Genomic DNA, 14,409 nt, shown 5'->3' with positions numbered 1-14,409 from the left:
CTAAGGCCCTTAAATCAGTATGCGTACGCACATTCTGGCGATCGACGACGAGCCGGATTTCGAGTCGCTCATCCGACTGCATTTCCGGCGCAAAATTCAATGTGGCAACTACTCTTTCCACTTTATCCGCAACGGACTGGAGGCTTTATCGCTGATTCAATCCGGCGAAACCTTCGACGTCGTTTTGCTGGACATCAGCCTGCCGGATATCGATGGGGTAACCCTGCTCCAGCGAATCTCGGAATTGATGCCGATGAGCCGCACCATTATGGTGACCGCTTACGGGGAGATGTCGAAGATCCGAACGGCTATGAACCACGGGGCATTCGATTTCATCGGCAAGCCGTTCGACCTAAAGGACCTTGAACTCACTATTGAAAAAACCGCCGAACACGTCCGGCTACTGCGCGAGTCGAAGCAACTCAAAACGCTCGATGAGATGAAAAGCCATTTCTTCGACAACATCACCCACGAATTCCGCACGCCACTTACCCTGATCCTGGCTCCGGTTGAAAAGCTGCTTCGCAACCCGGACTATTCCGGAGACCTGCGCCGGCACCTGCATCTCATCCAGCGGAACGGCCGGCAATTGCTGCGTACGATCAATCAACTGCTCGAACTCACCAGACTGGAGGCCGGCCATCTGGCTGTTGTACCCCAGGCCGGCTACCCGGGGGCCTTTATCGACCAACTGGTTCAGGCGTTTATCCCGCTGGCGGAGGAACACAACCTGAAACTGGCCTTTCATAACGACGTATCCGAAGGGTATTATTTCGATGCGGAGAAACTTGAGCATATCGTTAATAACCTGATTGCCAACGCACTGAAGTTTACATCTTCGGCGGCAGTCGCGGGTGATGAACCGCCCAAAATCGGTCGGGTAACGGTGAGTCTTACCCGGGCGGCCTTTCCGGAAGCCAGTGTACCCCTCACCCAGCGAGCAGACGAATGGGTAGATTTTTATCCCTGCGCCAACCAGCCGGGTGCCGGTACCAGCCCCGACGAGCGAATGCACTGGATTCAGCTTATGGTGCAGGACACCGGAATTGGTATTCAGCCGCAGAAGCTGCCTTATATCTTTGACCGGTTCTACGAACTCAGCCCCGCCCTGCTACGGCCGGGTGTGGCGCTGGTACCGCCCAGTACCGGCATTGGCCTTTCACTGGTAAAGGAACTTGTGGAACTGATGAGGGGTACTATTAGCGTTAGCAGCGCCGTTGGGCAGGGCACCCGGTTCACCGTAGAACTGCCCCTGCTGCCAATCGGGAGCGATGAACCACCGGTAACGTATATACCAGCTCCGTCGCTATCGGTGCCGGTCTGGACAGATCCTCCAGCCAAAACCCGACGGATTCCTATTCAACAGGTCTCCTCCCTGAGCCCAACGCCCGCGAACGAGGCCGACCAGCTACCACTTGTGCTGGTTTTAGAAGACAATGCCGAGCTTTGCCAGTTCCTGGCCGAAGAACTGGCCGAACAGTACCGGGTACTAACCGCAGCCGACGGACGCGAAGGATGGGCTATTACCGAACGTGAACTGCCGGATGTGGTCATCTCCGATGTTATGATGCCCAATATGAATGGATACCAGTTCACGCACCAGCTCAAGACCACCCCGGCCACTGATCATATAGCCGTTATTCTGCTGACCGCCCGGGCGACCCAGCCCGGACTTATTGAGGGTTTACAGCAGGGAGCCGATGAGTACATTGCCAAGCCATTCCACCTCGACGAGCTTCACCTGCGGCTCCGTAATCTGCTGACTCGCCGGCAAAAACTCCGCGAATGTTACCAGCAGCAGCTAGCCCGGCCCGGCAGTCCGCTGGCGTCTGAAACCCTGCAGGATCGCTGGCTGAAATTGCTTTACGACGTTATGGAGCAGCACCTGGACGATTCAACATTCGGCGTTGAGCAGTTGGCCGATCACCTGGCCGTCAGCCGCCGAACGCTGCACCGCAAAGTACAAAGCCTGACCCATCTTTCACCCAACGAGCTCATTCGCCAGTACCGCCTGCGCCGGGCCGCGGAATTGCTCCGAACCGGGCTCAGCGTGTCCGACACCGCCTACCAGGTTGGTTTTGAGGCTCCTTCCTACTTCAGCCAGTGTTTTAAAGAAGTGTTTCAGGTGACGCCCAGCGAGTACCCCGGAATTGCATTCCGGGAGTCCTGACCCAGCCCCAGGCGTACCCCGGAATTGCATTCCGGAAGTTGTACACCGAAATTCCATTACGGTTCGGCTTCAGCCGGCGCCAGTGCTGTCGGCTCAACGCCCGGAGTGGAACTCCGGGGTACATAAACCGGAATTACATTCCGGGATACGCCTGGGTCAGCAACCAGCCGGCGAGTTCCTTGCCGGCATTGAAATTTTCGTAAACGGCCGGTATTTTGCGGCCGTCGGTGTACTCGTTGTAGAGCCAGGGGTCACCCACGGCGAAGACAGTGCCCTTGCCGACTTTGGCTACGGCCATAATAACGTCATTGCCGTTTGCTACCGTCGCCTTTGCGGGCGATTTGACCTCCAGTGCGGCTAACTCTTTGATATAAACGGTTTTGGTGGTTTTAAAAATGGGATTATTTGCCGGAATAAGCACTTTTCCCTGCTCATAGTGATTACCCTGTACCATGTTCACGTTCTTATCGGTAAACCGGATGCCGAACGCCTGCGCCAGCTGGTTGAAGTGTTTAATTTCGCAGTTGGCGGTATCGTTCGCCATCAGCACCAGTACGCCACCGGCTTTCACCCAATCGGTGATGGCCTGAATGTCGGCGGTCTGAATATAGTTTGGTTTAGCGGAGGGCCGCCCCGCGGTTTCCTTGGGGGTATCGGGATCTACGATGATGTATACGTCGACACCTTTCAGTGATTCGGCGGTTGGAGCGGTCGGAATGGCTTTGGTGGTAGCGCCGAGTTCGCGGAAGGTGTTGCCCCACAACCAGAAACCGGAGTGCATCCGATCCTCCCAGGTGTAGTGGAACCGCTCCGTCTCACCGGTCGGGCCTTTGCGGTACTCGTTGTTGAAGTAGTAGTCCAGCCCCACGCGTTTCCCTTTTCCCAGGCCCAGTTCCGGAGCCATTTCAATCTCGATGCTGGCCATAATAAAAGGCCCTACGCCCTTCAGGTCGTTTTTGCGGATGGGTTCGCTCAGGTAGTACTCGTAGCTGCCGTCGCGGTACGGGGTGCCACCCAGGCCACCCACGCTTACCGTTTTGTTGAGGCTGATGGTGCCGTCAGACTCTTCCTGAATGAAGTTCTTCAGAATGCCCTGGTAGCCTTTCTGCGCGGCCGCCCCGTACGACTGATCGACATACCCCATGCGGGCCGCTTTAGCCAAACCATAAACAAACATGCTGGAAGCCGACGCTTCGAGGTAGTTGCCCTGGCGGCCACCCTGGTCGACCATCTGCCACCACGCCCCCGACTTCGGGTCCTGGTATGTCACCAGCACCGGGGCCAGTCGCTGCACGTATTTCACCAGATTGGCCCGCTCCGGATGCGATTGGGGAAAATAGTCCAGCACATCCACCAGCGCCATGATGTACCAACCCAGCGCCCGGCCCCAGAAATGCGGAGACTGGCCGGTTTTCGGATTGGCCCATTTCTGCTCCCGGCTTTCGTCGTAGCCGTGGTAAAGCAGGCCCGTCTTCGGGTCAATCAGGTGTTTTTCGATCAGGGCAAACTGTTTGGCAATGTCGTTGAAGTTCTGCGGCTCGTTGAAAACGGCACTGTATTCGGTATAGAACGGCTGGGCCATGTACAGGCCATCGAGCCACATCTGGTAGGGGTATCGTTTTTTGTGCCAGAACCCGCCCTCTTTCGTGCGCGGGTGTTCGGCCAGTTGCTTTCGCAGGAGTTGGGCCGCTTTCTGGTATTTTTCCCGGCCCGGCTGCGACTGCTGCGCCAGCATCAGCAGCACCCGACCGGTGGTCACGTTGTCGATGTTGAAGTCCTCCAGTTTGTAGGTACGGATGCTGCCGTCTGCGTTGACAAACTGGTTAATGTCTTTGACGATATAATCGAAGTATCGGGCATTGCCGGTGCGGTACCATACCCGTTCCAGCGCTTTCAGCATCAGGCCCTGCTCGTAATCCCAGCGCGAGGTCTTGTTGTTACCAACCAGAATAGAGTCCTTATGCCAGGTCATGAACGAATCGGCCATGCGCTGCGACCAGGGCACTTGCTGAGCAAGCATATTGCCACTGACCAGCAGCAGAAAAAGCAGAACGCGGATTATCATATTACTTCTTGGTTAGTACGTTGGAAAGAACTTTTTCGCCAAACTCCACCTCCTTCTTTGCCTTTGTACCATCGGTGTTCACCAGCCGGATGGCTTTGGAGCGGTCGCCGGAGATCTTCAGCAGCACATCGGCACCGGGCTTGTAGGTAATGCCGTCCAGCGTGATGTTTTTGCTGTTCTGCACCTTCATCACCGTGTTCTCCTTCGTCAGCAGCGTTACGTTTTTCAGCCGGATGTTATCGGCTTCGACACAGACCAGACCGGCGTTGGCTACCAGCGTCGCGTTTTCAATCTCAATATTCTTGATGGCCATCTCCGGCAGGCCCCGGATCAGGATACCCGTTTCGGCGCCCTGACAAACCACGTTGCGGATGTGGAAATCGCGGAACTGCGGAGTACCTTCGTTCAGAGGCTGCGCAGCAATAGTCGGCAGTTCGTTGCTTTCACCGGCCTGCGGTACCGGATCTTTGGCGGCATAGTACATGTCGAACAGGATAGCCTCGCCCGGAATGTTGGTCATGTTGATGTCCGAGACGTAGATCTTCTCGACCACACCACCCCGGCCCCGCGCCGTTTTGAAACGCAGGCCCACGTCGGTGCCCAGGAAATTACAGTTGGAGACGAACAGGTTGCGCACCCCGCCCGACATCTCGCTGCCGATGACAAAACCGCCATGGGCGTGAAATACGGTATTGTTGCGCACAATGAAGTTTTCGGTGGGCACCCCGCGCTTACGGCCTTCTTCGTCGCGACCGGATTTGATGCAGATGCCGTCGTCGCCCACATCCAGCGTGCAGCCTTCAATCAGCCCGTTGCGGCAGGACTCGACGTCGACGCCGTCGCCATTCTGGGCGTACCAGGGGTTGCGGACGGTCAGGTTACGGAGCGTAATATGCTCGCACAGCAGCGGATGCAGACACCAGGCCGGGGAGTTCTGGAAGGTAGCTTCTTCCAGTAACACCCGCTTACACCGGGTCAGCACCACCATATTCGGACGCAGGAATTCTTTGATGTCTGCCGTATTTTGCAGGGTGTACCCTTCAGCCACTACGCCTGGGCGTTTCGCGGTGGCGCCTTTCAGCGCCCGCTCGTTGGGGTACCAGGTATTCTTCTCGGCATCCAGCACACCCCCTGCTTTTACGAGCGTGGTCCACTGCGAAGCCGTCAGTTTGCTTTTCTTCACCGGCCGCCAAACCTCCCCGGCACCGTCAAATACCCCTTTACCGGTGATGGCAATGTTTTCCAGATCGGTACCCGAAATCGGCGACTGCGCCCGGATGGCATCAACGCCCTCCCAATTGGTCTGCACCAGCGGGTAATCGGCCGTGTTGCGGCTGAACTGCACCAGCGCTCCCTCCTGCACGTGCAGATTAACGTTGCTTTTCAGCACAATGGGGCCGGTCAGCCAGAAGCCTTTCGGCACCAGCACGGTACCGCCACCGGCGCGGCTGCACTGCTCAATTGCCTGGTTAATGGCCTGCGTGTTCAGCGTGACGCCATCGGCCACGGCACCATAACGAACAATATTAAAGGTATCTTTCCGGAAAGCCGGAGCCATCACGTTCGGGAGTTCGTAGGCGTATTTGCCGGGGTAGGGCGACTGCTTCAGGAAATTGGACAAGGGGCTAATAGTCCGCAGGTCTTCGGCCACCAGACCGGCCATCAGGGCAGCGCCGTAGGGTGAGAAATGGGTATTATCTTCTTTGGCGTCCGGGAATTTCGAATAAATCTTGCCCGGAAAATTCATGAACAGGTACTTTGAGCCATCGATGCCATGCTGCACAATCACCTCCCGGCTCCGGGCGTGCAGGTCGATCAGAGGGATTCGGTACTGCTTCGCTACCGCTTTAACCACGCTGGGGTACTCGCCGTGCTGGTCGACAAACTGCCCGCTCTCGTCGAACTTCCGGCGCATCACCGGCGTCAGCAGCAGCGGGTTAGCCCCTTTGGCCCGGATCTCTTCGATATACCGCACCAGATTTTTGCGGTAGTCGGTTTGCGGAGCCGCGTAGCGGGTGGTATCATCCTGCTTCTGGTCGTTGTGGCCGAACTGGATAAACACCCAGTCACCTGGCCGAAGCTGGTCGTATACTTTCTTCCAGTGGCCCAGCGTCCGGAAGCTTTTGGTGCTGCGACCATTGACGGCATGGTTCTGGACCTCCACCGCTTCGTTGACGAACTGCGGGAACACCATGCCCCAGCCGGTTTCGGGCGCGTCGAACGGCAGCTTATTAGCCATGGTGGAATCGCCAATGAGGAAGATACGCAGTTTGGTTTCTGCCGGCCGGAAGGCCATCAGCACCAATAGAAGACTAAGTCGGAGGATAGGTTTCATGCCTGTCAGAAGGGTTTGCCAGGGTAAAGTTGGCCCTAAAACAGCACGAAACGGAGGAAGGCTTTGACTATTTTTACGCAATCGTTACCGGGAACGTTGCCGGAAACAACCTTTTGGCACAACGTATCTGCCTGCATTTGTAAAAATGGGCAAATTCGCTTATCCGTCGAAATATTGTAGATTCGGCCCCACCAAATGAAAAAGATGTGGCGTGAGCATGACGTATGAAAGTTGGTTCCTGCTGTTTATGGGCATGATGACGGCCATGTGGCTGTTCAACATGGTGCAGTGGTTTTTCTACCGGGACCGAATCCATAGTTTATACAGTATCTACATGCTGATCTGGATCGGCTATTTCAGCCTGCGCCGGCCATCCGGCGAGACGGCCGGTCTTTCGGAAGCCGCCTTTTATTTCTTCCGGGTTGTCACGTCAATGGTGGCCTTTTTTGTCTACTACGATTTTGCCAATGTTTTTCTGAACATGCGGGAAAACCACCCGAAGTTGCTGAGACTATTTCGTATTGTTCAGGGTATATACATTGTGTACTGGTTGGGTGAGGTGGTGATCTGCTTCATGACGGATTACTGGCAACGGCCAATCCATGTCATCATTAATTCTGTAGTTCGGGTAGCGAGCATCATCATTGCCGGGTACGTGATAGCGGTCATTTTTAAGCGTCGGGATACGGTAGCCCGCCTGTTCATCACCGGTACGCTCCTGCTCTTGATTGGCGGCATTTTAGCATTGGTGCTCGGCTTTATGTTTACAACCACAGCTCAGGTGAGTATGTGGCGGGCGTCGCAGACCTATTTGCAGATAGGTATTGTGCTGGAGCTGATTTTTTTCTCCTTTGGATTAACCTACCGGCACCGGCAGGAAGCCGTCAATAAAGCCCTGGTCGAACAGACGCTGGAACGCGAGCGGGAGCAGCATCAGCGGGAGCAACTGGAATCCGAACTAGCCGTTCAAAAACTCCGGCAGGAAATGAATGAAGTCCGGATGCGGGCCCTGCAATCGCAGATCAGTCCGCACTTTCTGTTCAACAGTCTCAACTCCCTGTCGTCGCTGATTGCCGATGAGCCCCGGAAAGCCGAGCAGTTCGTCGATGAGATGTCGACTGTTTACCGGTACCTGCTCCAGACCAGCGAACGCGAACTGACCACGCTGGCGACGGAGATCAAGTTTATCACCTCGTATTACCACCTGCTCAAAACGCGCTACGGACAGGGCTTCGATCTGACTATTAACATTCTGAACCGGTGTACAGATTACCTGCTGCCCCCGCTGACCCTGCAATTGCTGGTCGAAAACGCCGTGAAGCACAATGTGGTATCGGCCGATCACCCGCTGCACATCTGTATTTATACCAACAGCGACAATTATACGCTGATCGTCAGCAATAACCTGCAACGGCGGTCCAGAAGTGGCGTAGCCTCTACCCAGAAAGGATTGCTCAACATTACGGCAAAATACAAACTTCTGAATCAACCCGACATTCAGATTATAGAGACCGATGAAGCCTTTACAGTTGTAGTGCCACTGATTACGCCCGAAACCATACCCAGACAACCGCTACCGGAATAGATAACTCACTTAATCCCTGAATGTCTTATGAAACGTCTTTTTGCCTTATCCATATTGTTTCTGGCTGCGGCCGCCCCAGGGTATGCAACCGCTACTCCACCCATCAAAGCCGTGAAAGTGGCGCTTAAAAAAAATAACGGCAGCTATCAGCTCTTCCGCGACGGCAAGCCGTACTACATCAAAGGCGCCGGCGGCAGCCGCTACCTGGACCGGCTGGCAGCCTACGGCGGAAACTCCATACGCACCTGGAGCACACAGAACGGACAGGCGGTTCTGGATGAAGCGCATCAGTACGGGCTCACCGTTACCATGGGTCTGAACGTGGCCCGCGAACGGCACGGTTTTGATTACAACAACGCCGAAGCGGTCGCGAAACAACTTCAGTCGTTACGGCAGGAGGTACTCAAATACAAAGATCACCCGGCCCTGCTGATCTGGGGGATCGGCAACGAATTAAACCTCCAGTATACTAACCCAAAGGTCTGGGATGCCGTAAACGCCATCGCCAACATGATTCATGAGGTAGACCCGAACCATCCGGTCACCACCATGCTGGCGGGCATCAACCAGAAAGAAGTCGACTACATCAAGGCCAGATGTCCCGACCTGGATTTGTTATCCATTAATACCTACGGCGGCTTACCCCAACTGCCGAAGCGGGTGCGCGACCTGGGCTGGAATGGCGCGTATATGGTCACGGAATGGGGACCGACCGGCCATTGGGAAGGGCCACAAACGGCCTGGAAAGCCTCCATCGAAGAAACCAGCAGTGCCAAAGCAGCCGTGTACAAGAGCCGCTACGAAGCCTCGATGGGCAAGGATACCGAGCACTGCCTCGGCTCATACGTGTTTCTGTGGGGGCAGAAGCAGGAACGCACCCCCACCTGGTATGGCGTGTTTACCGAAGCCGGGGAAGAGTCGGAGGTGGTGGATGTGATGCAGTACCTCTGGACCGGCCAATGGCCGAAAAACCGCGCTCCGCACCTGGAATCGATGCTGGTCGACGGCAAAAATGCCCTGTCCAACATTTACCTGCAACCCGGCACGACCTACACCGCTCTGGCGACCGTCACCGACCCCGATAACGACCAGCTCACCTACCGCTGGGAACTGCTGCCCGAAAGCACCGACCTGAAAGAAGGGGGTGACCGCGAAAACAGGCCGGAAACCATGCAGGGGCTGCTCGCCACCGCAAACGGCGGCCAGATTACACTGAAGACACCGGACCAAGAGGGAGCCTACCGGCTGTTTGTGTACGTCACCGACGGCCACAACAACGTAGCCACCGCCAACACGCCTTTTTACGTAAAGAAATAAACCATCGTATAGCGGTACCGTTTAGGTTTTAGGGACAAAGCCCAAACGGTACCGCTATGGAAACAATCTCCGCCAAAACCGATCAAAACCGGGAACAGTCTTACGCCTTAACGAGTGCCAAAGACCTCGACCCGCTGCTGGAACGCATCGGCGACGCCCGTTGTGTGCTGCTGGGCGAGGCTTCGCAAGGTACCCACGAATACTAGATGGAGACGCTGAACCGGCTGCTTTAGTTTCACGACCCCAAAACAAAAGCCATCGTCTGGGAACACAACACCCATACGCCCGCTACACCGATATGAAGCAGAGCAGCATGATCAACATCGGCCAGCCGGCGCGGGAGCAGTATTCCGGTTTACTACTCCTTCGCCCGCTCGTACTGAACGGGCCATTTGATGTCATCGCCTAACGTTTTGGCGGCATGCAGCGGGAAATAAGGGTCGCGGAGGAACTCGCGGGCCAGCAAGACCAGATCGGCCTGACCGCCGGCGATGATGGCTTCGGCCTGTTCGGCGGTGCGGATGAGGCCCACGGCACCGGTCAGGATACCCGCTTCGTTTTTGATGCGTTCGGCAAAGGGTACCTGGTAGCCTGGCTCCACCGGAATCTTTACGCGGGGTACGTTGCCGCCCGTGGAGCAGTCGATCAGGTCGACGCCTTTGGTTTTCAGGATGGCGGAGAGCGCAACGGAATCGTCGGCGGTCCAGCCGCCCTCGGTCCAGTCGGTGGCGGAAATGCGCACGAACAGGGGGTAGCCTTGGGGTATAATGGAGCGAATAGCTTCGGTAATCTCCAGCACCAGTCGGATGCGGTTTTCAAAGGTGCCGCCGTACTCATCCGTCCGCTGGTTGCTCATCGGCGACAAAAACTGATGCAGCAGGTAACCATGCGCTGCGTGCAGTTCGATCACCTTAAAACCGGCCTCCAGCGCCCGATGCGTAGCGGCCATAAAGTCAGCCTTTATTTTTTGGATACCGGCCTGGTCCAGCGCCAGGGGCGGTGTGTCGGTTTCCCAAAAAGGGATGGCGCTGGGGCCAACGGTTTGCCAGCCACGCGGTTCGGTGGGCGGTATCTGACGGCCTCCTTCCCACGGCCGGTGTACACTGGCTTTGCGTCCGGCATGGGCGAGTTGAACACCCGGCACACTCCCGTTAGCCTCAATAAACGAGGTGATGCGTTTCAGCATGGGCAGGTGCTCATCTTTCCAGATACCGAGGTCATCGGGCGAGATGCGTCCCTCCGGCGATACGGCCATAGCTTCGGTAAAAACAAGACCGGCACCGCCCACGGCGCGGCTGCCCAGATGCACCAGGTGCCAGTCGTTGGCAAAGCCATCGTTGCTGGAATACTGGCACATGGGCGAAACGGTAATTCTGTTTTTTAGCTGGATGTCACGGATAGTGAGCGTACTGAACAAATAACTCATACGTAGTTAGTGAATGGATAACTCCCCATCTAACCGCTAAAATGAGCATACGGTTCAGCAGGTATCCGGTCTATTTCACCCGCTCCGCCCAGGCATCCATCTTGCGCTCCAGCACATCCAGCGGCATACAGCCATCTTTCAGGAACTCATCGTGAAAAGCAGCCAGACTGAACTTATTGCCGAGTTGCTGCTCATATTTGCTCCGTAACTCCCGGATTTTCAAGGCACCAATCTTGTACGACAATGCCTGACCGGGAATGGCCATGTAGCGCTCAATCTCGGCCGTGGCACCGTCTTCCGAAATGGGCTCGTTGTCCATCATGTATTTAATGGCCTGCTCCCGCGTCATTTTTTTAGCATGGAGCCCCACATCTACCACCAGCCGCACGGCCCGGTGCATTTCGTCGCCCAGCGCGCCCATGTACTGGTAGGGATCGGTGTAGAGGCCCAGTTCTATACCCAGTGATTCGCAGTACAGCGCCCAGCCTTCGCCGTAGGCACCGTACCAGCTAAAGCGCTGGAACTTGGGCAGATTGGTATTTTCCTGTTGTAGGGAGATCTGATAGTGGTGACCCGGAATGGCCTCGTGCAGAAACAGCGATTCCATGCCGGAAGTAATGTTGAACTTGGCAGCATCCGGAATGGGGACGTAAAAGATGCCCGGCCGGCTGCCATCCGCCGAGCCCTGGTTGTACTCTGCACTGGCCGAAGCCTCCCGGAATTTCTCCGTCTGCCGGATTTCAAACGGTGTCTTCGGCGTTTTGGTAAACATTGTCTTCAGGTTCGGCTCGATCTTCGCCTGAATCGACCGGAAGGCGTCCAGCACATCCTCCGGGGTTTTGTACGGGTAAAATTTCGGATCGTTCTTAAGGTGGGTAAAGAATTCGTCCAGCGTGCCGGTAAAGCCAACCTGCTGCTTTACCTTCTCCATTTCGCTGCGGATACGCGCCACTTCCGTTAAACCGGTCTGGTAAATTTCCTCCGGTGTTTTGTCGGTGGTGGTCCAGGTCTTCACCAGGTAGGTATACAAGGCCGATCCCTGCGGCACCATGTCGATACCCGATGAGGCACGGGCTTTGGGCAGGTACTCATTCTTCAGGAAATCACTGAGTTTGCGGTACGTGGGTACAATGTCTTCCTGAATGGCCTTTTTGTAAGCGGCCGTCAGCCTGTTCTTCTCTTCGGGGCTAAAATCGGCCGGCATCGTTTTAATAGGTCCGTAGAACAGACTTTGGACGGGTTCGTTGACGACCAGTTCATTCATCTGCGGAATCATCTTAACCACCAGGCTGGCCGGCAGCACCAGGTTGGTCGCCAGGCCCTGCCGCATGTTGGCAATAGCGGTATCACCCCAGGCCTTGAACGCCGACACCCGCTTCAGCCAGTCCTCATAGTCCTTCACGGTTTTAAACGGCTGCGCCCCCGCTCCGCTGCCCAACTGCCCGAACGTGAGCGGCAGACCCCAGAACTGCTGAAACGGAATATACTCCTGGTGGAACTTAAGCCCCTCCAGTTGCACCTCCATCTCCCGCTTGAAAATGTCGTAGGAAACCTTGTCCTCGTCCGATAGCCTCTCCCGGTCGAACGTCTGCAACTGCTGTAGGTTATTGGTAAAGAACTGCCGGGTATTGGCGATAAACTCCGCCGAAATATCATTCGGCAACTGGTCGTTGTAGCGGTTATCGCCCTGGGTAGTAGCCTCCAGGGGAAAAAGCTTCAGGCGCTCCTCGAAATAGGTATCGAAGAATGCAGCCAGCTCAGGATTGCGTTCGGTGGGTTGGTTGGTGCAGGAGGTATACATCATCAGCGATACCAGTAAAGAAATGGCCAGAATCAATCGGTGCATAAACAGAGCGGTGTCGGTTGGTAAACGTGCCTTAAAATTACGGGAAAGAGCAATACAACAAAAGAGCAATACAACAAGTGACAGTACCCCGGATTGTAAATCCGGCTGGCGGGAGTAGTACAACCGGATTTACAATCCGGGATACATACAATAACTATGCCTATAAAAAAGCCCTGCCGGCGGATGCCGGCAGGGCTTTTTACGGTGGAGACGGAGAGATTCGAACTCTCGTCCAGTCAAGGAAACCGACGTGCTTTCTACATGCGTAGACCCGCTTGTGATTGTCGGGAATCGGCCAGGTGTGGGTCATACCGTGCCTCATCCGTAGGTGTTAGGGTCTCGCCCGGTATCAACACCATTAACCGAGCCAGCGCTGCGTGTCTGTGCCTCCTGATCCGGCCGGCAGCACGTAGGCCGGGGAGACAATGGCTATGCTATCCTATCAGGATTAGGCAGCCATGGCGTAGTTATACTCGCCAGTTATGGTTCGACGGTTTGTTATACAGGAAATACCATCAACTCCCGGCATGCTTACACGCAATCTCAACAAGCTGTCAATTCCGGTCGTCCCCAGATTTGGTGCCGATTGGGCGTATACGAACGGCAAAGGTATTAATTCTTTGCCGTTAAATAACAGTAAAACGAGGCATTTTTGTTCCCTGCTCTGTTACATTACCTCGGCGCGGTCCAGATTGCGGATGTCTTTCAGGTATTCGGTCGGCAGCAGAGCCCGCTGCACTACCGAGCGCAGCCCCAGCCGGTTCAATCCCTTATACAACCACATGGTAGAGGCCAGTAGCGGCTTGGGCGGCAGGTCGAGCAGACGATGTACCCGCTCCGGCACCAGCAGCGATTGGGCCTGTATCAGTAAGCCAAACCGCCAGGCTCCCAATTCTTCGCGATAGCGCTCAAAAAGCCGTTTGGTGTAAATGCTATAGGCCAGGTCGCGCCGGATGTGGTTCCGACGGTCAGTTAACCAGTCAGCATACGTCGGGGGCAGGTCAGGAATTTGCAGCCCTTCGCCCACCTGCCGGAATACCTGAAAAATCTCTTCCTTCTCCGCCGGCGTCAGCGGCCGGTGCAGCAGTTGATAGGCTCGCTCCGAATAATCGATCAGCATATACAGCACGTCGCGGTAGGCCCAGTCGGGAATTCGCTGCCCCCGGTTCTTCTCGACACCCCCGTGGATGGCATGAATCCGCCGGATAGCCCGTTCGGCTCCCTCTTTATCCGAGAAAACAATTTCCTGGGCGTACTGAACGGTTGAGAACAAACGACCGATGGGGTCGGCCGGTAGTTTCCCCGTAAAAAACAACCAGTCTACCGCCCGGTTCAGCGCAAACTCACCGGCCGAACCGGCAAAAATCAGCAGAATAACGTCGGCATCTCCCCATATGCTCTTGACGATGGATTCGGGTCGAACAAAGTGCTGCATAGTTTAGGTGTGGATAATATTACTTCTATAAACCAAATCGATAAAACAGCAGATGAAGCGGGGAAATTCCGGCCGGAGGGTCGGATTGCCGCCTGCAGAAATAATAAATTTTTGAGGAGTCAGTGTGCATTTCGTGAGGAATGGTCTTTCGGAATGACCGTTGGTTTAAAATTGATACCGAAATTCAGGATACATTTTGGTTAGAACGGATTTTGCATTATTTTCATATG

General features: G+C 55.4%; 9 protein-coding genes and 1 other RNA gene. 4 read left to right on the top strand and 6 right to left on the bottom strand.

What is annotated here, in order from left to right:
• Window positions 1-19: 19 nt before the first annotated feature.
• Window positions 20-2,170 carry a response regulator gene (locus ABD931_RS23695; RefSeq protein WP_345270498.1) on the top strand — a complete coding sequence of 717 codons (2,151 nt, stop codon included), beginning with the start codon at window positions 20-22 and terminating at the stop codon, window positions 2,168-2,170.
• 133 nt (window positions 2,171-2,303) lie between these two features.
• Here ABD931_RS23695 and ABD931_RS23690 read toward each other — a convergent pair whose 3' ends face one another.
• Together ABD931_RS23690 and ABD931_RS23685 are read right to left on the bottom strand one after the other, a co-directional pair.
• On the bottom strand, window positions 2,304-4,235 hold the full coding sequence (locus ABD931_RS23690) for a glycoside hydrolase family 88 protein (RefSeq protein ID WP_345270497.1): 1,932 nt from the start codon (window positions 4,233-4,235) through the stop codon (window positions 2,304-2,306).
• A gap of 1 nt (window position 4,236) precedes the next feature.
• Window positions 4,237-6,570, bottom strand: coding sequence for a glycosyl hydrolase family 28 protein (locus ABD931_RS23685; protein WP_345270496.1), 2,334 nt, complete (start codon window positions 6,568-6,570; stop codon window positions 4,237-4,239).
• Window positions 6,571-6,787: 217 nt separating this feature from the next.
• On the opposite strand from ABD931_RS23685, the gene ABD931_RS23680 reads away from it, so the two are divergent.
• Genes ABD931_RS23680 through ABD931_RS23670 form a run of 3 tightly spaced genes read left to right on the top strand, consistent with a single transcriptional unit; the run spans window position 6,788 to window position 9,678 of the window.
• Window positions 6,788-8,155, top strand: coding sequence for a sensor histidine kinase (locus ABD931_RS23680; RefSeq protein ID WP_345270495.1), 1,368 nt, complete (start codon window positions 6,788-6,790; stop codon window positions 8,153-8,155).
• Window positions 8,156-8,182: 27 nt separating this feature from the next.
• Window positions 8,183-9,472 (top strand): glycoside hydrolase family 2 TIM barrel-domain containing protein, encoded by a 1,290-nt coding sequence (locus ABD931_RS23675; RefSeq protein WP_345270494.1) that lies wholly within the window; start codon window positions 8,183-8,185, stop codon window positions 9,470-9,472.
• Window positions 9,473-9,528: 56 nt separating this feature from the next.
• Window positions 9,529-9,678: a hypothetical protein gene (locus tag ABD931_RS23670; RefSeq protein ID WP_345270493.1), complete on the top strand. Its 150-nt coding sequence runs from the start codon at window positions 9,529-9,531 to the stop codon at window positions 9,676-9,678.
• 152 nt (window positions 9,679-9,830) lie between these two features.
• On the opposite strand, the gene ABD931_RS23665 is transcribed toward ABD931_RS23670, so the two are convergent.
• The 4 genes from ABD931_RS23665 to ABD931_RS23650 all read right to left on the bottom strand — a co-directional run bounded on the left by ABD931_RS23665 (window position 9,831) and on the right by ABD931_RS23650 (window position 14,179).
• Window positions 9,831-10,898 carry an NADH:flavin oxidoreductase/NADH oxidase gene (locus ABD931_RS23665; RefSeq protein ID WP_345270492.1) on the bottom strand — a complete coding sequence of 356 codons (1,068 nt, stop codon included), beginning with the start codon at window positions 10,896-10,898 and terminating at the stop codon, window positions 9,831-9,833.
• Window positions 10,899-10,968: 70 nt separating this feature from the next.
• The gene (locus ABD931_RS23660) at window positions 10,969-12,744 is read right to left on the bottom strand and encodes a DUF885 domain-containing protein (protein WP_345270491.1); all 1,776 of its coding nucleotides are present in this window, start codon (window positions 12,742-12,744) and stop codon (window positions 10,969-10,971) included.
• A 202-nt stretch (window positions 12,745-12,946) separates the two neighbouring features.
• Window positions 12,947-13,316: a transfer-messenger RNA gene (ssrA, locus tag ABD931_RS23655) on the bottom strand.
• A gap of 95 nt (window positions 13,317-13,411) precedes the next feature.
• Entirely contained in the window at window positions 13,412-14,179 is a 768-nt protein-coding gene (locus tag ABD931_RS23650) for an oxygenase MpaB family protein (RefSeq protein WP_345270490.1), read from the bottom strand.
• Between the last annotated feature and the right edge of the window lie 230 nt (window positions 14,180-14,409).

This window comes from Nibrella viscosa, from assembly GCF_039541875.1.
In the GTDB taxonomy this organism is placed as follows: domain Bacteria; phylum Bacteroidota; class Bacteroidia; order Cytophagales; family Spirosomataceae; genus Nibrella; species Nibrella viscosa.
The sequence above is the reverse complement of the archived record's forward strand: the minus strand, read 5'-3'. Positions and strand labels throughout refer to the sequence as shown.

What these genes read in the sequence shown, in the direction of transcription:
- ABD931_RS23695 (WP_345270498.1), top strand. Translation starts at nt 20, where the DNA reads ATGCGTACGCACATTCTGGCGATCGACGACGAGCCGGATTTCGAGTCG.
- ABD931_RS23690 (WP_345270497.1), bottom strand. Translation starts at nt 4,235, where the DNA reads ATGATAATCCGCGTTCTGCTTTTTCTGCTGCTGGTCAGTGGCAATATG.
- ABD931_RS23685 (WP_345270496.1), bottom strand. Translation starts at nt 6,570, where the DNA reads ATGAAACCTATCCTCCGACTTAGTCTTCTATTGGTGCTGATGGCCTTC.
- ABD931_RS23680 (WP_345270495.1), top strand. Translation starts at nt 6,788, where the DNA reads ATGACGTATGAAAGTTGGTTCCTGCTGTTTATGGGCATGATGACGGCC.
- ABD931_RS23675 (WP_345270494.1), top strand. Translation starts at nt 8,183, where the DNA reads ATGAAACGTCTTTTTGCCTTATCCATATTGTTTCTGGCTGCGGCCGCC.
- ABD931_RS23670 (WP_345270493.1), top strand. Translation starts at nt 9,529, where the DNA reads ATGGAAACAATCTCCGCCAAAACCGATCAAAACCGGGAACAGTCTTAC.
- ABD931_RS23665 (WP_345270492.1), bottom strand. Translation starts at nt 10,898, where the DNA reads ATGAGTTATTTGTTCAGTACGCTCACTATCCGTGACATCCAGCTAAAA.
- ABD931_RS23660 (WP_345270491.1), bottom strand. Translation starts at nt 12,744, where the DNA reads ATGCACCGATTGATTCTGGCCATTTCTTTACTGGTATCGCTGATGATG.
- ABD931_RS23650 (WP_345270490.1), bottom strand. Translation starts at nt 14,179, where the DNA reads ATGCAGCACTTTGTTCGACCCGAATCCATCGTCAAGAGCATATGGGGA.